We start from the raw sequence: 19,893 nt of genomic DNA on the forward strand, positions 1-19,893 counted from the left end.
ACGCAATAAATAAATAAAACGAATTCAATTATCATCTATAAGTATAAAATTTCAATAAAAATAGCAAACCAAAAAATCGTAAATTATATTCATAAAAATCAAAATAAAATACAATATTTTCATAAATTAATAAAACAATCTATTCGAATGATCTTATAAACTCCATATCCTTTTTGAAGAGCAGAATTTCCGCGTGCTTCGCCTGCGCGTCCGGCAGGCGCAGCAGATAGGAAGGATGCACCGTGACAAACAGCGTCCGCCCTTCCTGCATGGGCAGAGGGCGGCTGCGAACGTCGGTGACTTTCTCCTTGCCACCGGTCAGCGCATAAAGCGCCGTTGCACCCATGGCGACGATGAGCTTCGGCTGCACCAGTGCAATTTCCTGGCTCAGCCACCAGCGACATTGCTGCACCTCACCCGCATCCGGCCGCTGGTGAATGCGCCGCTTGCCACGTGTTTCATATTTGAAATGCTTGACGGCATTGGTGACGTAAAGCCGCCTGCGATCCACGCCGATCTCGCCCAGCGTCCGGTCAAAGAGCTGACCGGCAGGGCCGAGGAAAGGTTTTCCGGCAAGGTCTTCGTGATCGCCCGGCTGCTCGCCGACGATCATGACATCCGCATCCTCCGGTCCCTCGCCAAAAACAGTTTGCGTCGCCTTGCAATGCAGCGGACACCGGGTGCATTGGCCTGCCTGCCGCCTCAAGGAGGCAAGCGAACCGTCCGGTTCCGCCGACAGGACCTCTTCCCGCGCCGCGGCGGCAACGGCCTGCAGGCGGTGGTGAAAAGGTTGCGGCTGGCTTGCCGCCTTGGCCGCCATATCCAGCACCCGCGCCTCCGCGCCCAGAATGAGGCCGGGAATGAGATCCGCCTCGGGCAGGTTCTTCCAGTATTTTTTCGGCATCTCCGCCGTCATCGCCTTGATCTTCAAGCGGGCGGGATTGAAGATATTGGCGTAATAAGTCCGCCAGAGATCATCCGTCTCGTCTGTCAAATCGGGTTTGGCGGCGGCCTCTCGCGATGTTTGCAGCACGCTCCCATCCCATCGCGCAGACCCTTGCGGTGTCGCGATCAACCAGTCCATGTCGGTGAACCGCCGCTGAAAAAACGGCGCCTCGCGCTCGACAATAAAATGATCCGGCTCGAACCAGGCAACGAAGCGCCGTCGCCCGCCCTGCCCCTGCGGTAAGAGTAACTCCTTGAAACGAACGAAGGCCGTCATCTTGTGACAGTCACGACGGACGGATTTTTCGAGCAGTCGTGCCTGTGAAACATCCGGATCAGACTTGAATTGCAGCAGGGCGCGATCCTGCCTAAGCCGCCACAACAGCCGATATAGCAGCGCAAAACGGCCCTTATCGCTGTGACAGATCACCGCCTGTGCCAGCGCCACGAAAGCGGACGGAACGGAGACCTGGATTTCCCCAGGCCTGGGCATCGGCAACGGCTCACCGGCAAAATCCAGCAGACCGGCTTCGTCATCCCGCAGCCGCCAGTCAATCGCCTCTGGCGGTATGTTGGCGGCAAGCGCCGCCCGAGCCGCATCGCGCCACTCGCCGAAATCGCCCCGCCCTTCGAGAACCGGGCCATGCATCACAACAGCGACAATTGTTCAGGCTGCGGCGCAAACATCGCCCGCAGATCAGGCCGTTCAGTCAGTTTTCCCGGCGTCCAGCCGTCCGCGACGATAAAGGCCTTCACCTTTTTCAGGGACACCCCGAAACGGGCAACATCCTCCAGCCGTACCCGCCGGAACCGCCGTGATGACAGGATGGACGCCACCGTCTTGGTGCCGAAACCGGGAACGCGCAACAGCATTTCCCGATCCGCCGCATTCACATCCACCGGAAAACGGTCGCGGTTTTTGAGCGCCCATGCCAGCTTCGGATCGATATCGAGATCGAGCATGCCATCGCCACCAATCGCGGTTATTTCGCCAATGTCGAAACCGTAAAATCGATAAAGCCAGTCGGCCTGATAAAGCCTGTGCTCACGCATCAAGGGCGGCTTGATCAGTGGCAGGTTTTTGGAGGAATCCGGAATGGGACTGAAGGCGGAATAATAAACGCGGCGCAGGCCATAACTGCCATAAAGCCGGGCGCTGGTGGAGAGAATGGTGCTGTCATCAGCGCCGTCAGCACCCACGATCATCTGCGTGCTCTGCCCGGCGGGCGCAAAGCGCTTGGTCCGACGCGTGCGCACCGTCGGCTCGCCGGCCTCCTCGATTTTCAGGCGGATATCGGCCATGGAGCGGCGAATATTGGCGGGCTGCTTTTCCGGCGCGAAACGGCCGATACCGCTATCGGTCGGCAACTCGATATTGATCGACAGCCGGTCGGCATAAAGCCCCGCTTCCTCTATGAGCTTCGGCGATGCTTCAGGGATCGATTTCAGATGGATATAACCACGAAATCCATGAGTAACGCGCAACTCACGCGCCACGCGCACCATCTCCTCCATCGTATGGTCGGAAGAGCGGATAATACCGGAGGAAAGAAATAGCCCCTCAATATAGTTGCGCCGATAAAATTCCAGCGTCAGCCACACCACCTCTTCGGCGGTAAATCGCGCGCGCTCCACATTGCTGGAGGAACGGTTGATGCAATAGGCGCAGTCATAAATGCAGAAATTGGTGAGCAGGATTTTCAGCAACGAAATGCAGCGCCCATCCGGCGCATAGGCATGGCAGATCCCCGATCCCTCCGTGGAGCCCAATCCGCCGGATGCAGCCGAGCTGCGTTTCGTCGTACCGCTGGAGGCGCAGGATGCGTCATATTTCGCCGCATCGGAGAGAATGGCCAGACGTTGCCTGATTGACTTCTTCATAATTATGTTCACTATATGTTCTATTGAGAAATGTCAATCATGCCGCCTAACTTCATGAATGAATGCATAAAATTGCCCGCCTCAAATTTGCTGGCATTTCGCTGTCGTCTTCTGATATAGTCGGCTTAGTTATGATTTTGGCATGGTTCCGGAGTTCCTCTCCGGAACCTGTTTCTTTTTGTGTCTGCAAGTAAAGCGACCGGAATGCGAAGGATAAAAAAATGGTAGAAAAAGTACCGATGACTCAGGGTGGATTCGTCAAGCTGCAGGAGGAGCTGCGCTTTCGCCAGCAGGAGGAACGTCCCCGTATCATCGAGGCAATTGCGGAAGCGCGCGCCCATGGCGACCTTTCGGAAAATGCCGAATACCACGCTGCCAAGGAAGCCCAGAGCCATAACGAAGGCCGCATCACCGAACTGGAAGACCTGACCGCGCGCGCGGAGGTCATCGACCTTTCCAAGATGTCCGGTTCCAAGATCAAGTTCGGCGCCACCGTCAAGCTGGTGGACGAGGACAGCGACGAGGAAAAGACCTACCAGATCGTCGGCGACCAGGAAGCCGATGTGAAGGCTGGCCGCATTTCCATCTCCTCGCCCATCGCCCGTGCTCTTATCGGCAAGGAAGTTGGCGACAGCATCGAAGTCAATGCTCCGGGCGGCGCCAAGGGTTACGAAATCCTCGCGGTACAGTGGGGCTGATGAGCCTCACCGCAATGCGCCCCTCGCGGGCGCATTGCCTTTTGACGTATCAAACCGCCAAACCAGCCGCAGAGACGGAAGCCCATCTTGTCCCACGTCAGTCTGAAAGATGTGCAGGTGCTTGCACCGAACTTCAAGCGCAGGCTCTCCGGCGTCACCTCCACCATCGTTCAGCTCATTCCGGTGCAGAACCGGCTGGGACAAAAAGTGGCCGTCATCGGCCCCGGCCTGCCGCCGCATCTGCCGCATGTGCGCTTCCGCGATCTGTGGCGCCTCTGGCAAAACGGGCCGTTCGGCGGCCCCCGCATCTGGCACGCCCGCCGCAATCTTGAAATGCTGCCGGGCATTTTCATGCGCGATGTGCTGCGCATGAAGGTAAAGCTGCTCTTCACCTCGGCCGCGCAAAGGCGACATTCCGCCTATACGCGTTTCCTGATTTCGAAGATGGATGCCGTGGTGGCAACCAGCGGCCGTTCCGGCTCTTTTCTCGAAGTCCCCCATAGCGTCGTGATGCATGGCGTCGACACCGATCTGTTTCATCCGGCGGAAAGCCCCGAGGACACGATTGCCTCAACCGGCCTGCCGGGACACTATCTGATCGGCTGTTTTGGGCGGGTGCGCCACCAGAAGGGCACCGATCTCTTCGTACGCGCCATGATCGAGCTTCTGCCCGCACACCCTGAATGGACGGCCGTGGTTTCCGGCCGTGTGACGGCGGAACACAAGGCCTTTGGTGACGCACTAAAAGCCGATGTTGCCGCAGCCGGCCTTTCCGACCGGATCGTGTTTCAGGGCGAAGTCAATGATATCAAACCCTGGTACAGACGGCTGACGCTTTATGTTGCACCGTCGCGAAATGAGGGTTTCGGCCTGACGCCGCTGGAGGCGATGGCCTCGGAAACATCAGTCGTTGCCAGCAATGCCGGCGCTTACGAGGAAATGATCGTCAAGGGAAAGACCGGCATGGTGGTCGAAGCGGGTGACTACGCAGCACTTTTGGATGCGATAAAGCCCTATCTTGCCGACCCGTCTCTGGCCAAAAACCATGCGCTGGCCGGGCTTGCGCATGTGCGCACCACATTCCCGCTGGAAAAAGAGGCGACAAGTCTCGGTGCGGTCTATGACGCGCTAAGGCGCGCATAACGCCTAGCAAAGCAACTGCAAATCTGCCGTTCAGATTTCCACGAGGCCGACGCGCTTGACCTGACGGATGGTGAGCATGGTGCGAACCGTGTCGACATTTTCGTCAGCCGTCAGAACCTCGATGACGAAATCCTGAAACTCGGTGAGGTTTCTGGCAACACAATGCAGCAGGAAATCGCTTTCGCCTGACACCATCCATGCCTGCCGTACCAGCGACCAGCCGCCCGTCGCGGCAGCGAAAGCCTTCAGATTGCTGTCCGACTGGCGCTTGAGGCCAACCATGCAGAAGGCGACGAGATCAAAACCGAGCTTCGGCGCGTTCAACATGGCGTGATAACCCTCGATCACACCCGCTTCTTCCAGCTTGCGGACACGCCTGAGGCATGGCGGCGCGGAAATACCGACCCTTTCGGCCAGTTCCACATTGGTCATGCGCCCGTCGCGCTGCAATTCGCGCAGGATTTTCAGATCGATGGCATCGAGTTCGACGCTGGTCACGGAGAAGTTCCTCGTTAAGCCGTAGAAGTTCCTTGTACTATTCGGCACGGGATTCGCAACAATATGCCGCCGGCCGGTTACAAAATTGCGCGCGCATCCACAACTGCCTTGTTGGTAACGCAAGGCTGCCCTTGAATAAAGACACTAGACAACCTTAAATACCTGCCAACGAAGGGGTTGTGGCCCGTCCGCCGTCCACGGCTGGAAGGCCCTTGAGCGAAGACCCTGTTATTGAGAAGGAATGTTTCCATGTCTGCCCGCCACACGAAGGTATTGATCATCGGCTCCGGTCCCGCCGGCTATACGGCGGCGATCTACGCGGCCCGCGCAATGCTGAAGCCGGTGCTGATTGCCGGCATGGAACAGGGTGGCCAGCTGATGATCACCACCGATGTCGAAAACTATCCGGGTTTTGCCGATCCGATTCAGGGTCCGTGGCTGATGGACCAGATGCTGAAGCAGGCAACCCATGTGGGCGCGGAAATCGTCAGCGACCTCGTGACCGAAGTTGACACCACGACCCGGCCATTTGTGGTCAAGACCGATTCCGGTCAGGTCTGGACTGCCGATACGCTGATCATCGCCACCGGCGCCAAGGCCAAGTGGCTCGGTATCGAGAGCGAACAGCATTTTCAGGGCTTTGGTGTTTCCGCCTGCGCCACCTGCGACGGGTTCTTCTATCGCAACAAGGACGTGATCGTGGTCGGTGGCGGCAATTCCGCCGTGGAAGAGGCGCTCTATCTCGCCCATATCGCCAAATCCGTGACAGTCGTGCATCGCCGCGACAGCTTCCGTTCGGAAAAGATCCTGCAGGAACGGCTGTTTGCCAAGGAAAACGTCAAGATCCTGTGGAACACGGAAATCGCCGAAATTACCGGCGCGCCCGCCAAGCCACCCATGCCACCCTCCGTCTCGGGTGTACGCCTGCGCGACACCAAAACCGGCGTCATCAGCGATACGCCCATCGACGGTGTCTTCGTCGCCATCGGCCATGCGCCTGCGGTTGAACTGTTCAAGGGCAAGGTGAAGCTGAAAGACAACGGCTACATGTGGACCGCTCCCGATTCCACGGCAACCGACGTCGAAGGCATCTTCGCGGCCGGTGACGTGACCGACGACATTTACCGCCAGGCGATCACCGCCGCCGGCATGGGCTGCATGGCAGCGCTGGAAGCAGAACGCTATCTCACCGCGCAACAACCGCTCGCGGTCGCAGCGGAATAACCGAAAGGCAGGATAGGCATGGCAATGCCATTGGACTGGGATAAACTGCGCATTTTTCATGCCGCAGCCGAAGCAGGGTCTTTCACCCACGCTGCCGACAAGCTGCATTTGTCCCAGTCGGCCATCAGCCGCCAGGTCAGCGCGCTGGAGCAGGATGTCGGCGTCAAGCTGTTCCATCGTCATGCTCGTGGCCTGATCCTCACCGAACAGGGCGAGCTGCTGTACCGCACCGCCCATGACGTGCTGCTGAAGCTCGAAACGGTGAAGATGCAGCTGACCGAAACGACGGAAAAGCCGAGCGGCAAGCTGCGCGTGACGACGACGGTTGGTCTCGGCCAGGGCTGGCTGACGGACAAGGTGCAGGAGTTCCTGCAACTCTATCCGGAAATGTCGATCCAGCTCATCCTCGACAATGAGGAGCTGGACGTGAACATGCGCCACGCCGATTGCGCCATCCGCCTGCGCCAGCCGCAGCAATCGGATCTTATCCAGCGCAAGCTGTTTACGGTGCACATGCATGTCTATGCCGCGCCGTCCTACATCAATCGCCACGGCGAACCGCAGTCGATCGAGGATCTGGACAATCACCGGATCATCTCCTTCGGTGAACCGGCGCCCAACTACCTTCTTGATGTCAACTGGCTGGAAAACGCCGGACGGTCTTCAGATAATACGCGCATCCCGCATCTGCAGATCAACAGCCAGACCTCGATCAAACGCGCCTGCCTGCTGGGAATAGGCATCGCCTGTTTGCCTGACTACATCGTCGGGCGCGATCCTGGTCTCATCCAGCTGTCGCTGGCCGCAGATATTCCGTCATTCGATACCTACTTCTGCTATCCCGATGAAATGAAAAATGCCGCAAAGCTGAAAGCTTTCCGCGATTTCATCGTCGCCAAGGCGCGGAACTGGAACTTCTGACGCTAAATTAGCCGGAAAACCTGGATATCCGTTTAAATTCAAACACTTGAAAATGCGGATAAGAGGGCTGCCGACAGGCGGCCCTCACCAGCATTGCACATAAAATATACCGGAAATATCGAGGCCTGCATCGCGCGCATGCCTGACCTGCACAAAAAAGAGTTGTTTCGTGCACAAAAAAGCACCATATCGCTCTCAGCTGATGCACACGGTGGCTTTTCCTCCCAGTTCCACCGCATCAGCTGTTCCCCTCTGGAGGTTTTTGACCTTCACACTTAAAGGGCCCTGGATCTATCCGGCGGCCCTCTTTTTTTACCCGCAAGAATTTTCCCCAATTTGGCGAAATATCGCACGATGCAACCTTGTTTTGCATTAATGACGCTCCCATATTTTAGCTGGCTGTCACGCTCCCATAAGGCACGCGACAGCTGTTCCCCTCTGGAGGTTTTAACCTTCAAACTTATCGGGCCGCGGAGACATCCAGCGGCCTTCTTTTTTGGGAAGTATCCCCGCCATCCCCACAGGCCCTCACGGATACGTGATTTGTATATCGGAAACCATCGATATAAACATCGTTCATGCCAGATATTAGAGAAACACCGATGAACCCGGAGGAAGTCCTCAAAGCCCTTTCCCACCCTGCCAGGCTGAAATTTCTGGAATGGCTGAAGTGCCCGGAAAATCACTTCTGTCAGGACCATCCGTTCAGCATGGGTGTGTGCGCCAACCAGTTTCAGATCAGCGGCCTGTCACAATCCACCGTCTCGTCGCATCTGGCGGTGTTGCAGGCAGCCGGCCTGATAAGGTCGAAGAAGGTCGGGCAATGGGTGTTTTTCGAACGCAACGAGGAAACCATCGACGCGTTCCGAAATTATCTGCACGCGAATCTCTGAGCCTCCCAAGCTTTGAGCCCTGGGGTGCCGGACTGGAAACCAGCAAGTGGTTCTCCTTCCGGCACCCAGACCGAAAGACAGCGCGCCTTAAGCGCAATTTCGCCAACCGACCAGAAAGTGAAGTCGCATGACCAGTCTTTTCGAACCGGCACAGGCCGGCGATATCGCACTCGCCAATCGTATCGTCATGGCTCCCCTCACCCGCAACCGTTCGCCGGGGGCAATTCCCAACAATCTCAACGCCACCTATTACGAGCAGCGCGCCACGGCGGGGCTGATCGTCACCGAAGGCACCCCGATTTCCCAGCAGGGACAGGGCTATGCGGATGTTCCGGGCCTCTACAAGCAGGAAGCCGTCGAAGGCTGGAAGAAGATCACCGACGGCGTACATTCGGCCGGTGGCAAGATCGTTGCGCAGATCTGGCATGTGGGCCGCATTTCGCATACGTCGCTGCAGCCGCATGGCGGCCAGCCCGTCGCCCCTTCCGCCATCCCTGCCAAATCGAAGACCTATATCATCAATGATGACGGCACCGGCGCTTTTGCGGAAACCTCCGAGCCGCGTGCGCTCACCATCGACGATATCGGCCTCATCCTTGAGGATTACCGCAGCGGCGCCCGTGCCGCGCTGGAAGCTGGTTTCGACGGCGTCGAAATCCACGCAGCCAACGGTTATCTGATCGAGCAATTCCTGAAATCCAGCACCAACCAGCGCACCGACGACTATGGTGGTTCGATCGAAAACCGCGCCCGCTTCCTTCTGGAAGTGGTGGATGCGGTTACGGAAGAAATCGGCGCGGGCCGCACCGGCATTCGCCTCTCCCCCGTCACCCCCGCCAACGATATTTTCGAGGCTGATCCGCAGCCGCTTTACAATTACGTTGCGGAAGAGCTCGGCAAGCGCAATCTCGCCTTCATCCATGTCGTTGAGGGTGCGACCGGCGGCCCGCGTGATTTCAAGCAGGGCGACAAGCCCTTCGATTACGCCGCCTTCAAGGGTGCGTATCGCAATGCCGGCGGCAAGGGGCTGTGGATCGCCAATAACGGCTACGACCGTGCAAGCGCCATCGAAGCCGTGGAAAGCGGCAAGGTCGATGCTGTCGCCTTCGGCAAGGCCTTCATCGCCAATCCGGACCTGGTGCGCCGCTTCAAGAACGATGCACCGCTGAATGAGCCGAACCAGCCGACCTTCTATGGCGGCGGCGCAGAAGGCTATACCGACTATCCGGCGCTCGGCTGATCATTGATAAAACCAAACGCCGCACTGCTTCTCCGCAGTGCGGCGTTTTCCGTTTCAGGATGCGGTGCGTGCCTGCCGGGCGGCGAAATCGGAAAACGCCCCCATGACAAAGGCATTTGCCACATGCAGCGCCTGCAGAAAGCCATTGCCCGTTTCCCGACCGATGCTCATCAGCACCACCTGCAGGCAATAGAGCGCAAGCAGCACCAGCGCTCGATTGAGGTTCGGCCGTAGATCGCCGTAACGCAGCGCGAGAAAGACCAGCGATGCGATGGGGATGGCGATAAACATGCCAAGCCCCTTGTGCACCGAAAGCAGCGATCCGTCATAATAGATCGACAACCCCGCCAGCAGCACCTGTGCAAAAATCAGCACCGGCACCCCTGCCGAAATCACCGCGAACACACGACGCCGAGCTGACATCCCATTTGCCGCGGTGGCCATCACACCCTGCCCCCGGCATCCGCCGTATGATGCTGGCTCGCCGGTTGCGGCACCTGCTGGAGGCAGCCCAGGCTCGCCAATGTCGCCGAGACGGCTGCATCAATCGGCGTCCGTGGTTCCGCGCCGAGAAAATCTGCAAGCTTGCGGTTGCTCATGCGGATCGGCATCTGCCAGAGATATTGCATTTCCAGCACTTCGCGAAACAGCGGAACGAAGGGTGCGGCCAGCCTTATGCCCGGCCAGAAAAGCCGACGCATCTTGACCGGGTGGCCAACGACCCGCTCGATCGCCGCAACCAGTTGTAACCCATCGAAATCCCAGAAACCTTCCATGTGATAAACGGCGAAAGCCGGAAGTTCGCCCAAGCGGTCGAGCAACCGGCCGATCGTTTCCGCCACATCAGGCAGATAGGCCCATTGATGTCCGGCATAGGGCGCCGCTGGGTTCTGGACGCTGCGCACCGGCTTGCCCGGTCGCACCAGCATCTGTGAAAACCAGTTGTTTTTCGCATCGGGTCCGAAAAAATCCCCGGCGCGGACAATCAGCACCGGCACGCCACGCATCGACGCCATCTTCAGCCGCCGCTCCATCTCCACCCGCAACGTGCCCTTGCGGGTGAAAGGCTTTTGCGGGCTGTCCTCCGTCAGGAGCGGAAAAGCATCCGGCCCGAAATTATAAACGCTGCCGGGAAACACGATCCTCGCCCCGCAGGCCTCAGCCGCCGCGATGGTGTTGTCGAGCATCGGCAGCACCTGCCTGTCCCAGTTGCGATATCCCGGAGGGTTGACCGCATGGACGATGAGCGTTGCCCCCTTCGCGGCCTCCACCACGTCCTGCCGGTTCATGGCGTCGCCGGTCACGCGCTCAATACCATCCGTCGCACCGGATGGTGCCTGCTGGCGCGTCAGCGCCCTCACCCGCCAGCCGCGTTGCAACAGCATCTTTGCTACATGGCTGCCTACACCGCCATTCGCCCCGACGATCAGCGCCAGAGGCTGATTTTCTGCTGTATCTGCGTGTTTTTCATATATCATCGCCATCACTCCTTCTTGTGGGCTGGAGTATCCTCCCGTCCTGCGATATACGAAATTGTCGAAATGGGTGGAGCAGGTATACAAAAATTTATGATCAAGAGCCGGGATGTCAGCTGGGATTTTTACCGCACCTTCCTCAGTGTGCTGCGTGACGGCTCGCTGTCTGCGGCTGCGCGTGAACTGGGCATCACTCAGCCGACTGCGGGGCGCCATATCGGCGCGCTGGAAGAGGCGGTCGGTTTTCCGCTGTTCATCCGCTCACCGCACGGGTTGATGCCGACGGAAGCTGCCCTTGCGCTCCGCCCCTATGCGGAAAATCTCGCAGCGACAGCGGCAGCGCTCATGCGTGCGGCATCCGGCGAAGTCGGCAAGATCGAAGGCACCGTGCGCATCAGCGCATCTGACATCATCGGCGTGGAAATGCTGCCGCCCATCGTTGCGGCCATGCAGGAAATTCACCCCCGGCTCGAAATCGAGCTTTCGCTATCGGATACGCTGGAAGACCTTTTGCGGCGCGAGGCCGATATCGCCATCCGCATGACCGAACCGCAGCAGGATGCGATCGTCATGCGCTACATCGGCAATTTCCGTCTGGGCTTTCATGCAACGCGCGATTATCTGGCGAAAGCCGGTATTCCGAAGGTCATGGAAGAATTAAACGAGCACCGGATGGTCGGTTTCGACCGCAAGACGCCATTCATCAGGGCGGCCATCCAGCGGATGCGCGCCCTTGATCCGGAAATACCCGATATTGAGGATATCTGCTTCGAAATCCGCGCCGACAGCAATCTCGCCCAACTTGCCATGATCCGCGCCAGCGCAGGCATCGGCGTCTGTCAGATCGGCCTTGCGCGCAAGGACCCGCGGCTGGTGCAGGTTCTGCCTGATATCGACATCCCGCTGCATACCTGGGTGGCGATGCATGAAAACCTGAAAACCTCGCCACGATGCCGTGCCGTGTTCAGCGCCCTCGTCGAAGGCCTGAAGGCACATCTCAAGGAGACCGACCCGGGCGCCCCGCCGCAACGGCGCTAGGACTATTGGGAAGCGGTTGCCGCACGGACCTCGGTCCGCGATGATGTAAAACCAACTTGCGGAACATGTAACGTGATGCCGATTTGACCGGAAATGCCGGCTCTGTCATCAAAACGGTCTGGCCGAGGGTAAAGTCTTGTCCACGACTTCAGCTTCCGGCCGGTCGCCGCCCTGGCTATATTCTTCGTGCCATTGGCCGCGTTCGTCCTGATAGCTGATTTCTTCGTCATCGCCGCCCACCTGCTGTTCAGCGGCAACGATACGCGCAGCCTCGACGGCATCCGCATAGGAAGGGAAGGTTTCAGAATAAGCGCCGTTCATGCGGTAAGCGAAGCCTCCGTCATGTTCGACGATTTCATACACCACTTTGGTCATGCATGTTCCTCCTGTTTCAGTAGGCGACATGGCAACCACAACCGCGTTTCAAGCATTGCACCCAACGGGGACACCGCGGCATGAGCAGCATGTCCTGCGACATCACTATCCTACCAAAAGCACTCAAGCGCAAATCCTGCTTGATCTGAGGGACGATACGTCACAGCCTGCGGCTGTCAGGGGAAGGGAAATCAATGGTGGGTTCTATTCTGAAGCAGGAGCGCATATTGCTGCTCGCGATACCGGCAGCAATCGTTGCCTATATGGCCGAACATGCAATATTCGAGGGCGGGAAAACGGCATCGCTCATTGCCGCGATCGCCCTGATCGGGCTCATCGTTCTGGTCTCTATGCGGGTTGCCCATCACGCCGAAATCCTCGCCGCCAAGGTCGGCGATCCCTATGGCACGATGATCCTGACACTCTCGGCAGTTGCGGTGGAAGTGCTGATCCTCGCTATCATCATGAGTGAATCCAGCTCACCGACACTGGTGCGCGACACGATCTATTCCGCCGTGATGATCGACATCAACGGCATTCTTGGCTTAGCCGCCCTGCTCGGCGGGCTGCGCCACGGCGAACAGCCCTATAATGATGATTCCGGCAAGACCTACGGGGTGATGATCCTTACCGCCATGGGCATTTCGATGATCGTGCCGGAATTCATTCCCGATGAAAGCTGGCACGTCTATTCCGCCTTCACCATCGTTGCCATGATCGCGCTTTATGCCCTGTTCCTGAAAATGCAGGTCGGTCCGCACAGCTATTTCTTCAGCTATGCCTATCCCCGCAAGACACATCCGGCCGGTCAACCATCGGAGAGCCATGCCGAGGAAGAAGACGAAGGCAGCGTGCCGCTCTCCATCGGCCTCATCATCGCCGGTGTGGTGCTGATCGGCGTGCTGGCGGAATTCATGTCGAGCTTTTTGAGCGTCAGCCTCGAAGGCACCAGCGCGCCACCGGCGCTGATGGCGGTCGTGGTGGCGACAATCTCGGCATCACCGGAAATCCTCACCGCACTCCGCTCCGCCTTGCGCAATCGCATGCAGGCCGTGGTCAACATCGCCATGGGCGCATCGCTGTCGACGGTCATTCTCACAGTGCCTGTCATGGAGGGCATCGCGCTCTACACCGGCCAGCCCTTCATCATGGCGATGACACCGGTTCAAACCGTCATGGTCTTCATCACCCTCATCGCCGCCGCCATCAATCTCAATGATGGTGAGACCAATGCGATTGAGGGAATGACGCATTTCATCCTATTCGCCACCTTCGTCATGCTGCTGTTTCTGGGGCTTTAAACAAAAAAGCCCGGCATCGCTGCCGGGCTTTTTCAATTGATATCACAAACCGATCAGCGGCAATCGGCGCAGAAACGCTGGATGCGCTTGCAGGCTTCTTCCAGCAGGGTTTCCGACGTGGCGTAGGAAATGCGGAAGTTCGGGCCGAGGCCGAAAGCCGATCCCTGCACGACGGCAACGCCTTCGGCTTCCAGAAGCTCGGAGACGAAGTCCACATCCGACTCGATGACCTTGCCAGATGGCGCGGTCTTGCCGATCAGGCCGGCGCAGGACGGGTAGACGTAGAATGCGCCTTCCGGTGACGGGCAATTGATGCCCTTGGCCTGGTTGAGCATGGAGACGACGAGATCACGGCGACCTTCGAAGATCTTCTTGTTGGTCGGAATGAAATCCTGCGTGCCGTTCAGCGCTTCAACAGCCGCCCATTGCGCGATCGAGCTTGCGCCCGAGGTCTGCTGGCCCTGGATCATGTCCATGGCCTTGATCAGCGGCAGCGGGCCGGCCGCGTAGCCGATACGCCAGCCGGTCATGGCATAGGCCTTGGAAACACCGTTCATCGTCAGCGTGCGGTCATAAAGCGCAGGCTCGACTTCGACCGGGGTGACGAATTTGAAGTCGCCATAGGTCAGGTGCTCATACATGTCGTCCGTCAGCACCCAGACATGCGGATGCTTGACCAGCACGTCCGTCAGTGCCTTCAGCTCGTCATGCGAATAGGCGGCACCCGAGGGGTTGGAAGGCGAGTTGAAGACGAACCACTTCGTCTTCGGCGTGATCGCCTTTTCCAGTGCTGCCGCCGTCAGCTTGAAATTGTCTTCAAGCGTGGTGTCGACGAATACGGGCGTGCCGCCGCAGATCGCCACCATTTCCGGGTAGCTGACCCAGTAAGGTGCGGGAATGACGACTTCGTCACCCGGGTTGAGGGTGGCCATGAAGGCATTGAAAAGGATCTGCTTGCCGCCCGTGCCGACAATCGTCTGCTCCGGCTTGTAGTCGAGGCCGTTTTCGCGCTTGAACTTTTCAGCGATAGCCTTGCGCAGTTCCGGAATGCCGGAAACGGGCGTGTATTTCGTTTCGCCGCGCTTGATGGCGTCAATGGCCGCTTCCTTGATATTTTCGGGCGTATCGAAATCCGGCTCGCCGGCGCCAAGGCTGATCACATCGCGGCCCTTCGCTTTAAGCTCGCGGGCTTTCTGGGTAACGGCGATGGTGGCGGATGGCTTTACGCGGGAGAGAATGTCGGCAAGGAAGGCCATTTTTAATCGGTCCTATTGGGGTTGACATCGGTAGAAGCTGAAAAACTTGTTTTCTGCGGCACTTTCTATGTCGAAAGAAAGGCCGTCTTTCAAGGTCAAAAGCCGGCTTATGTGCTGTAGCAGAGAATTTAAACCTTCCTTAACCCGGAAGTAACGCTTGATACGCTACATTCGCGAGCCTAGGGGTCGTGTCTCTATAGCTGGTTGAAAAATGGCGCCCAAAAGCATCTTTTCCAGTCTTGTCCGCGAGGTCGATGGCACATGGTCCACGGCCTACCAAACATTCAACCTGAAATCGGCCCTGCAGCCCATTTTCCGTCGAACACCGAGCGGCGCGCTCGACATCGATTCCTTCGAAGGTCTGGTGCGGCCCCATCGCAACAGCGAACCGGTGACGCCAGGCGAATTCTTCTCGCTGGTGGAGCCTGACGATATCGAGACTATCGACAGCATCCTGCGCACCATTCACATTCTCAATACCGGCAGGCTCAACCGATCCCGCGCCCGTATCTTCGTCAACTTCCATCCGGGCCTGTTCCAGACCCCGGCCAAGATGCGCCAGGAAGTGGAGCGCATGCGTCTTGCCGCCCACGAGGCCGGCATGACGGCAGAGCGCATCGTCTGCGAAATCTCCGAGAAAAAGGCCTCCGACACGCAGATGGTCGCAGACTTCGCCTACCACATGCATGACATCGGTTTTCGCGTGGCGCTGGACGATTACGGCGCCGGCGATTCCGACATCGACCGGGTAAAGCTCATCAAGCCCGATTATGTCAAATTCGAAGCCGGCTGGGTGCGCGATTTCATGCAGAATTCCGCCGGAGCCGCCCTTCTGCGCGTCATCGTCAGCCAGTTTCGCGACGATGGAATAGAGCCGGTATTCGAAGGGCTGGAGAGCGGCTGGCAGGTCGATCTGTGTGAGGACCTCGGCGTCCTGCTGATGCAGGGTTATGCTCTCGCCAAACCGGAACTCGCACCCACAAGCTTCGACGCACGCTTTCCCGAACTCGGCAGCGCCTATTTCAACACCGCGCCGCGGACGGACCGGAACGGCACGACGCCGCCATTTTTGCGCGAAGAGCGCCCGGCTGAGCCGCATCCGCAGCGCCAGACCCGCACCTTTGGAAAACGCGGCCTCTGAGGCTATCTGCGGCAAGCAGCCGCCTGTAATCGCACTTGCCACAATATTGCCGCAATAAATGCCGCGGAACGCCAGAATTCGGTCTCCAAGCCGTCCATTTCAAAGCCTCTTTTATCCTTCATGGATAGGGACAAGAGGCAATCGCCATGTTTACCAACGACCGGACTTCCGTTGAAAGGTTAAGGGCGCAGAGAACGCTGTTTTCCCTCTGGATGGCAGCGGCTGCTTTTCTTGTCATCATCACCATGGCCGCAGGTATCGCGACATCCGCCAATGCAGCGGCCCAAGCCGTCGATACATTGCACACCGCGTCTATTCCGCAAGCGGCCACATCGCGGGCGGGTCCGCACTTCCTGCTCATCATCCTCTCGGCTGCGGCCTTCATCGGCCTCGGCATCGGCGGCCTGACGCTGACCCGCCGCAGTCTCAAGGACGAAGCCCGCCGCTACAAATAAGCTGGCGCTCCAAAAGCTACGCCAGTCGCCGCGTCTGACGGTGACCGCCTTCCGCCGGCTTGCGGCACCGGCAGGTTGCTGCTAAAGCACCCGGGAAACCGTCTGATCGACATTTCAAAAAATCCCCGAATTGCCAAGGCCGCGATGGAATGATCTTCCGGCCCCTGTGTGCTGGTGCCAACAATGACGCGTATTCAGGCCAATATGCTGCTTCTGCTCGCCGCAGCGATCTGGGGAGGCGGCTTTGTCGCGCAGTCCTCCGCCATGGCCTCCATTGGCCCTTTCTGGTTCGTCGGTCTGCGTTTCGCCATTGCCGCAATCGCCGTGCTGCCCTTCGCCATGATGGAAACCCGGTCGAAGAAATCGCCGCCGCGCCGCAAGGAAATCGGCAGTTATATCCTGGTGGGACTTGCCCTGTTCGGCGGCGCCACCACCCAGCAGGTCGGGCTTTTGACCACGACCGTCACAAATTCCAGCTTCCTGACCGGGCTTTACGTCATCTTCGTGCCCGTGATCGCTGTCGTGCTTTACCGGCGGCATCCCCATTGGATCGTCTGGCCCTGCGCGCTGATGATGCTCGGCGGCATCTTCCTCCTGTCCGGCGGCGCATTCGAGGCGCTGACAAGAGGGGATATTCTCAGCATCATCTGCGCCTTCTTCTGGGCGATCCAGATCACGCTTGCCGGCCGCTTCGTCTCCGAGAGCGGGCGACCGCTCGCCCTCTCCTGCACCCAGTTCGCGGTTTGCTCCCTTCTTAGTTGCATGATCGGCATTGCCTTCGAACCCATCAGCATGGCTGCAATCGAAGCCTCGCTGGCGGAAATCCTCTATGTCGGCCTCGTATCCTCCGGCCTCGCCTTCGTTTTGCAGGTCATTGGCCAGCGTTACACCACGGCGCCGCAGGCGGCGATATTCCTGTCCTCGGAGGCGCTTTTCGGCGCTTTGATGGCCTCGCTTTTCCTCAATGAGACCATTTCCCGCGCCGGTTATGTCGGTTGCCTGATCATATTCATCGCCATATTGATCGTGGAACTGGTGCCTGAACTGACGCGAAAACGGCAAAAAACCGTGGCTGGAACGGCCTGACGCAAAAAGAACCGTTTTTTCTCGCTCCGCGTCAAAAACGCGTTTCGGCATCCAAAATTTTGCCGGGAACGCCCGCCCTAACCGGCAATTATTTCATCAAATATCGCCTATGCGAAAAAAATGTGCGATTGCACGCCGTTATTCTACCGCAGGTTTTTTATCTGACAAAAAGCCCGTGAAAACTTTTGCTTGCCAATTTTCCATAAACGCATCACTCTACCGCGGTTCGGGCAATTTGCGAGCATGGGAAGGCCTATAATTTTGCGCACTGGGGACGCTATAAACCTCGGGCGGTGGGACGAAAAACGTTGGATGAAAACGCCATTACTTCCCGCTGCGAAGGTCCATTTTCTCAATAGTCAAAAACTGCCTGCCAACGCCCTCGCGGGGCAAAACTGTAATGCTGCCTGTAGCTGAACGCGGGCAGAGCGAAAAGGACCTGATGCATGGCCGAAACTGGCACCGTAAAATTCTTCAATACAGACAAAGGCTTCGGCTTCATCAAGCCAGACAATGGTGGCGCTGATATCTTTGTTCACATCTCTGCTGTACAGGCTTCTGGCCTGTCCGGACTTTCAGAAAATCAGAAAGTGAGCTTCGACACGGAACCGGATCGTCGCGGCAAGGGCCCGAAGGCAGTCAATCTGCAGATTGCTGGCTGACCCTAAAACGGCTTTCTTTTCTAGTTGAAGCCCGGCAGGAATGCCGGGTTTTTTTATGCCTGCGCACACGCCATGCGTAACGCGCTCAGATCCCCTGAAGATAGGGATTGTTGCGGCGTTCATCGCCCAGCCGACCGCCAGGACCATGGCCGCAGATGAACCCGACATCGTCGCCGAGCGGCAAAAGCTTGTCGCGAATGGACGCCATCAATTGCTCATGGTTCCCGCCGGGCAGATCGGTCCGCCCCACCGACCCTGAAAACAGCACGTCGCCGACATGGGCAAATTGCTGGTCGCGATTATAATAGATGACATGGCCGGGGGCATGGCCTGGGCAGTGATAGACCTCAAAGACATGATCCCCGAAGGATACCCTGTCCCCGTCCTTCAGCCATTTGTCCGGCACGACGTTCTGAAGACCGGCGATACCGTATTTTTCGGCCTGCACCTCGATCCTCTCCAGCAACGGCCGGTCGTCCTCATGCGGACCGATGACCGGCAGCGAGAGTTTCGCGCGCAATTCCTCGGCACCACCGGCATGGTCGAGATGTCCATGGGTCAGCCAGATTTCCTTGAGCGTGATGCCGTTTTCAGCGACGACCTGGAGGATGACATCCACATCGCCGCCGGGATCAACGACAACACCTTCCTTGGTATCCTGATCAAAGAGGATGGTGCAGTTCTGCTCGAACGGCGTGACCGGAATAATGCCCGCCTGCAACTTTCCCATATCCCGTGTCTCCTTGTCCGAAAAATCCCGCCTCGTATAGACTGCGACCGATCACAGTACAATGGCGGAGAAAAGATACGGTTTTTCCTTTGCCAGATCGCCCCTAAAAATTACGATAAAATTCAACAAGATAGTCGGTATATTACTTCTTAAAACAGGAAGTCCCCCCAAAAAATGTGGAACGCCCGGGTGGCCCCGACGTTGTAGCTCCAGTCTTGAAAGGAGTGAGACACATGGACAAGACGCTTAAAATGCTCATGGCTGGCGGCGCTTTCGCCCTGATGGCCGGTTATGCAAACGCCGCCATGGTCGCCACCACCGCATCGGACATTTCCGTTCGTTCAGGCCCCGGCGAAGACTATCCCGAACTGGGTCTGGCCACACGTGGCAGCAATGCCGTGCTGGATGGTTGCATGGACGGCAGCAGCTGGTGCCGCATCGAGGTCAATGGCCTGCGCGGTTGGGCGCATGCCGATTATCTGAATGTCATGTATGAGGGTTCTCCCGTCATTCTCGAAGACCGTCGCACCGAACTCAGTGTGCCTGTCGTGACGTATGAGAAGACCGCAAGCGTGCAGGCTGAACCCAATCCCGGTGATCCGAACCTCGGCCGCGTTGGTGATGTCGACATCACCCCGCCCGAAGCGGTTATCACCTACATGGACGAGCATCCTGCAGACACCGTCACCTTTGATGGCGACGTGGTCGTCGGCACAACCCTGCCATCCGATACCCGTCTCGTCGAAGTTCCCGATTATCAGTATCGATATGTCCGGGTGAACGACGTGCCGGTTCTGGTCGAGCCATCAACCCACCGGATCGTCTACGTCTACCAGTAGACCCCTGGCTAAATCGTATGAAACAACTGAAGAGCGCGGGCTTTCCGCGCTCTTTTCTATTTCCGGTAAAGGCCACTCAGGATTCCAGTTGC

The 19,893-nt window shown here is 58.0% G+C and carries 21 protein-coding genes; 13 read left to right on the top strand and 8 right to left on the bottom strand.

Annotated elements, in window-relative coordinates; translation table 11 throughout:
• Positions 1 to 139: 139 nt before the first annotated feature.
• Positions 140 to 1,594 (bottom strand): UdgX family uracil-DNA binding protein, encoded by a 1,455-nt coding sequence (locus QSV77_RS09100; protein WP_302733207.1) that lies wholly within the window; start codon positions 1,592 to 1,594, stop codon positions 140 to 142.
• Positions 1,594 to 2,826 (bottom strand): putative DNA modification/repair radical SAM protein, encoded by a 1,233-nt coding sequence (locus QSV77_RS09105; protein WP_302733208.1) that lies wholly within the window; start codon positions 2,824 to 2,826, stop codon positions 1,594 to 1,596. The genes QSV77_RS09100 and QSV77_RS09105 overlap by 1 nt, the downstream gene beginning before the upstream one ends.
• 221 nt (positions 2,827 to 3,047) lie before the next feature.
• On the opposite strand from QSV77_RS09105, the gene greA reads away from it, so the two are divergent.
• The gene (gene greA, locus QSV77_RS09110; protein ID WP_026363859.1) at positions 3,048 to 3,524 is read left to right on the top strand and encodes a transcription elongation factor GreA; all 477 of its coding nucleotides are present in this window, start codon (positions 3,048 to 3,050) and stop codon (positions 3,522 to 3,524) included.
• An 87-nt stretch (positions 3,525 to 3,611) separates the two neighbouring features.
• On the top strand, positions 3,612 to 4,667 hold the full coding sequence (locus QSV77_RS09115; protein ID WP_302733209.1) for a glycosyltransferase family 4 protein: 1,056 nt from the start codon (positions 3,612 to 3,614) through the stop codon (positions 4,665 to 4,667).
• A 30-nt stretch (positions 4,668 to 4,697) separates the two neighbouring features.
• On the opposite strand, the gene QSV77_RS09120 is transcribed toward QSV77_RS09115, so the two are convergent.
• Complete coding sequence (locus QSV77_RS09120; RefSeq protein ID WP_161991241.1) at positions 4,698 to 5,165, bottom strand: Lrp/AsnC family transcriptional regulator; 468 nt, start codon at positions 5,163 to 5,165, stop codon at positions 4,698 to 4,700.
• Positions 5,166 to 5,414: 249 nt separating this feature from the next.
• Here QSV77_RS09120 and trxB point away from each other — a divergent pair, with 249 nt between their 5' ends.
• From trxB to QSV77_RS09140, 4 genes are all read left to right on the top strand, one after another.
• Positions 5,415 to 6,389 (top strand): thioredoxin-disulfide reductase, encoded by a 975-nt coding sequence (gene trxB / locus QSV77_RS09125; protein ID WP_052818057.1) that lies wholly within the window; start codon positions 5,415 to 5,417, stop codon positions 6,387 to 6,389.
• Between the two features lie 24 nt (positions 6,390 to 6,413).
• Positions 6,414 to 7,310, top strand: coding sequence for a LysR family transcriptional regulator VtlR (locus tag QSV77_RS09130; RefSeq protein ID WP_046798419.1), 897 nt, complete (start codon positions 6,414 to 6,416; stop codon positions 7,308 to 7,310).
• A 602-nt stretch (positions 7,311 to 7,912) separates the two neighbouring features.
• Complete coding sequence (locus tag QSV77_RS09135) at positions 7,913 to 8,203, top strand: helix-turn-helix transcriptional regulator (RefSeq protein ID WP_142840681.1); 291 nt, start codon at positions 7,913 to 7,915, stop codon at positions 8,201 to 8,203.
• Between the two features lie 127 nt (positions 8,204 to 8,330).
• The gene (locus QSV77_RS09140) at positions 8,331 to 9,443 is read left to right on the top strand and encodes an alkene reductase (protein WP_142840339.1); all 1,113 of its coding nucleotides are present in this window, start codon (positions 8,331 to 8,333) and stop codon (positions 9,441 to 9,443) included.
• Positions 9,444 to 9,497: 54 nt separating this feature from the next.
• Here the strand turns inward: QSV77_RS09140 and QSV77_RS09145 are convergent, their stop codons facing one another.
• Positions 9,498 to 9,887 (bottom strand): DUF6220 domain-containing protein, encoded by a 390-nt coding sequence (locus QSV77_RS09145; RefSeq protein WP_302733210.1) that lies wholly within the window; start codon positions 9,885 to 9,887, stop codon positions 9,498 to 9,500.
• Positions 9,887 to 10,921 carry an NAD-dependent epimerase/dehydratase family protein gene (locus QSV77_RS09150; protein WP_302733211.1) on the bottom strand — a complete coding sequence of 345 codons (1,035 nt, stop codon included), beginning with the start codon at positions 10,919 to 10,921 and terminating at the stop codon, positions 9,887 to 9,889. The genes QSV77_RS09145 and QSV77_RS09150 overlap by 1 nt, the downstream gene beginning before the upstream one ends.
• 90 nt (positions 10,922 to 11,011) lie before the next feature.
• Between QSV77_RS09150 and QSV77_RS09155 the strand changes: the two genes are divergently transcribed.
• Positions 11,012 to 11,956: a LysR family transcriptional regulator gene (locus QSV77_RS09155; RefSeq protein ID WP_142840342.1), complete on the top strand. Its 945-nt coding sequence runs from the start codon at positions 11,012 to 11,014 to the stop codon at positions 11,954 to 11,956.
• 108 nt (positions 11,957 to 12,064) lie between these two features.
• Here the strand turns inward: QSV77_RS09155 and QSV77_RS09160 are convergent, their stop codons facing one another.
• Positions 12,065 to 12,331: a DUF2188 domain-containing protein gene (locus QSV77_RS09160; RefSeq protein WP_142840343.1), complete on the bottom strand. Its 267-nt coding sequence runs from the start codon at positions 12,329 to 12,331 to the stop codon at positions 12,065 to 12,067.
• A gap of 194 nt (positions 12,332 to 12,525) precedes the next feature.
• On the opposite strand from QSV77_RS09160, the gene QSV77_RS09165 reads away from it, so the two are divergent.
• Positions 12,526 to 13,632: a calcium:proton antiporter gene (locus QSV77_RS09165; protein ID WP_302733212.1), complete on the top strand. Its 1,107-nt coding sequence runs from the start codon at positions 12,526 to 12,528 to the stop codon at positions 13,630 to 13,632.
• Between the two features lie 53 nt (positions 13,633 to 13,685).
• On the opposite strand, the gene QSV77_RS09170 is transcribed toward QSV77_RS09165, so the two are convergent.
• A complete protein-coding gene (locus QSV77_RS09170) occupies positions 13,686 to 14,888 on the bottom strand; it encodes a pyridoxal phosphate-dependent aminotransferase (protein ID WP_142840345.1) in 1,203 nt (400 codons plus the stop codon).
• A gap of 211 nt (positions 14,889 to 15,099) precedes the next feature.
• On the opposite strand from QSV77_RS09170, the gene QSV77_RS09175 reads away from it, so the two are divergent.
• The 4 genes from QSV77_RS09175 to QSV77_RS09190 all read left to right on the top strand — a co-directional run bounded on the left by QSV77_RS09175 (position 15,100) and on the right by QSV77_RS09190 (position 18,232).
• On the top strand, positions 15,100 to 16,029 hold the full coding sequence (locus QSV77_RS09175; protein WP_302733213.1) for an EAL domain-containing protein: 930 nt from the start codon (positions 15,100 to 15,102) through the stop codon (positions 16,027 to 16,029).
• A 146-nt stretch (positions 16,030 to 16,175) separates the two neighbouring features.
• Complete coding sequence (locus tag QSV77_RS09180; protein WP_302733214.1) at positions 16,176 to 16,484, top strand: hypothetical protein; 309 nt, start codon at positions 16,176 to 16,178, stop codon at positions 16,482 to 16,484.
• A gap of 183 nt (positions 16,485 to 16,667) precedes the next feature.
• Complete coding sequence (locus QSV77_RS09185; protein WP_302733215.1) at positions 16,668 to 17,570, top strand: DMT family transporter; 903 nt, start codon at positions 16,668 to 16,670, stop codon at positions 17,568 to 17,570.
• Positions 17,571 to 18,016: 446 nt separating this feature from the next.
• Positions 18,017 to 18,232 (top strand): cold-shock protein, encoded by a 216-nt coding sequence (locus QSV77_RS09190; protein WP_003494703.1) that lies wholly within the window; start codon positions 18,017 to 18,019, stop codon positions 18,230 to 18,232.
• An 85-nt stretch (positions 18,233 to 18,317) separates the two neighbouring features.
• On the opposite strand, the gene QSV77_RS09195 is transcribed toward QSV77_RS09190, so the two are convergent.
• Complete coding sequence (locus QSV77_RS09195; RefSeq protein ID WP_271362221.1) at positions 18,318 to 18,962, bottom strand: MBL fold metallo-hydrolase; 645 nt, start codon at positions 18,960 to 18,962, stop codon at positions 18,318 to 18,320.
• A 233-nt stretch (positions 18,963 to 19,195) separates the two neighbouring features.
• On the opposite strand from QSV77_RS09195, the gene QSV77_RS09200 reads away from it, so the two are divergent.
• Entirely contained in the window at positions 19,196 to 19,801 is a 606-nt protein-coding gene (locus QSV77_RS09200) for a DUF1236 domain-containing protein (protein WP_142840350.1), read from the top strand.
• Positions 19,802 to 19,893 lie beyond the last annotated feature (92 nt).

The sequence above is a fragment of the Agrobacterium sp. V1 genome (assembly GCF_030518355.1).
GTDB lineage: Bacteria > Pseudomonadota > Alphaproteobacteria > Rhizobiales > Rhizobiaceae > Agrobacterium > Agrobacterium cucumeris.

Excerpts from the sequence above, each read along its gene's own strand:
- QSV77_RS09190 (WP_003494703.1), top strand. The coding sequence starts at position 18,017 with ATGGCCGAAACTGGCACCGTAAAATTCTTCAATACAGACAAAGGCTTC.
- greA (WP_026363859.1), top strand. The coding sequence starts at position 3,048 with ATGGTAGAAAAAGTACCGATGACTCAGGGTGGATTCGTCAAGCTGCAG.
- QSV77_RS09105 (WP_302733208.1), bottom strand. The coding sequence starts at position 2,826 with ATGAAGAAGTCAATCAGGCAACGTCTGGCCATTCTCTCCGATGCGGCG.
- QSV77_RS09145 (WP_302733210.1), bottom strand. The coding sequence starts at position 9,887 with ATGGCCACCGCGGCAAATGGGATGTCAGCTCGGCGTCGTGTGTTCGCG.
- QSV77_RS09140 (WP_142840339.1), top strand. The coding sequence starts at position 8,331 with ATGACCAGTCTTTTCGAACCGGCACAGGCCGGCGATATCGCACTCGCC.
- QSV77_RS09160 (WP_142840343.1), bottom strand. The coding sequence starts at position 12,331 with ATGACCAAAGTGGTGTATGAAATCGTCGAACATGACGGAGGCTTCGCT.
- QSV77_RS09195 (WP_271362221.1), bottom strand. The coding sequence starts at position 18,962 with ATGGGAAAGTTGCAGGCGGGCATTATTCCGGTCACGCCGTTCGAGCAG.
- QSV77_RS09135 (WP_142840681.1), top strand. The coding sequence starts at position 7,913 with ATGAACCCGGAGGAAGTCCTCAAAGCCCTTTCCCACCCTGCCAGGCTG.
- QSV77_RS09185 (WP_302733215.1), top strand. The coding sequence starts at position 16,668 with ATGACGCGTATTCAGGCCAATATGCTGCTTCTGCTCGCCGCAGCGATC.
- QSV77_RS09100 (WP_302733207.1), bottom strand. The coding sequence starts at position 1,594 with ATGCATGGCCCGGTTCTCGAAGGGCGGGGCGATTTCGGCGAGTGGCGC.
- QSV77_RS09150 (WP_302733211.1), bottom strand. The coding sequence starts at position 10,921 with ATGATATATGAAAAACACGCAGATACAGCAGAAAATCAGCCTCTGGCG.
- QSV77_RS09130 (WP_046798419.1), top strand. The coding sequence starts at position 6,414 with ATGCCATTGGACTGGGATAAACTGCGCATTTTTCATGCCGCAGCCGAA.
- QSV77_RS09170 (WP_142840345.1), bottom strand. The coding sequence starts at position 14,888 with ATGGCCTTCCTTGCCGACATTCTCTCCCGCGTAAAGCCATCCGCCACC.
- QSV77_RS09155 (WP_142840342.1), top strand. The coding sequence starts at position 11,012 with ATGATCAAGAGCCGGGATGTCAGCTGGGATTTTTACCGCACCTTCCTC.
- trxB (WP_052818057.1), top strand. The coding sequence starts at position 5,415 with ATGTCTGCCCGCCACACGAAGGTATTGATCATCGGCTCCGGTCCCGCC.
- QSV77_RS09200 (WP_142840350.1), top strand. The coding sequence starts at position 19,196 with ATGGACAAGACGCTTAAAATGCTCATGGCTGGCGGCGCTTTCGCCCTG.
- QSV77_RS09175 (WP_302733213.1), top strand. The coding sequence starts at position 15,100 with ATGGCGCCCAAAAGCATCTTTTCCAGTCTTGTCCGCGAGGTCGATGGC.
- QSV77_RS09180 (WP_302733214.1), top strand. The coding sequence starts at position 16,176 with ATGTTTACCAACGACCGGACTTCCGTTGAAAGGTTAAGGGCGCAGAGA.
- QSV77_RS09165 (WP_302733212.1), top strand. The coding sequence starts at position 12,526 with ATGGTGGGTTCTATTCTGAAGCAGGAGCGCATATTGCTGCTCGCGATA.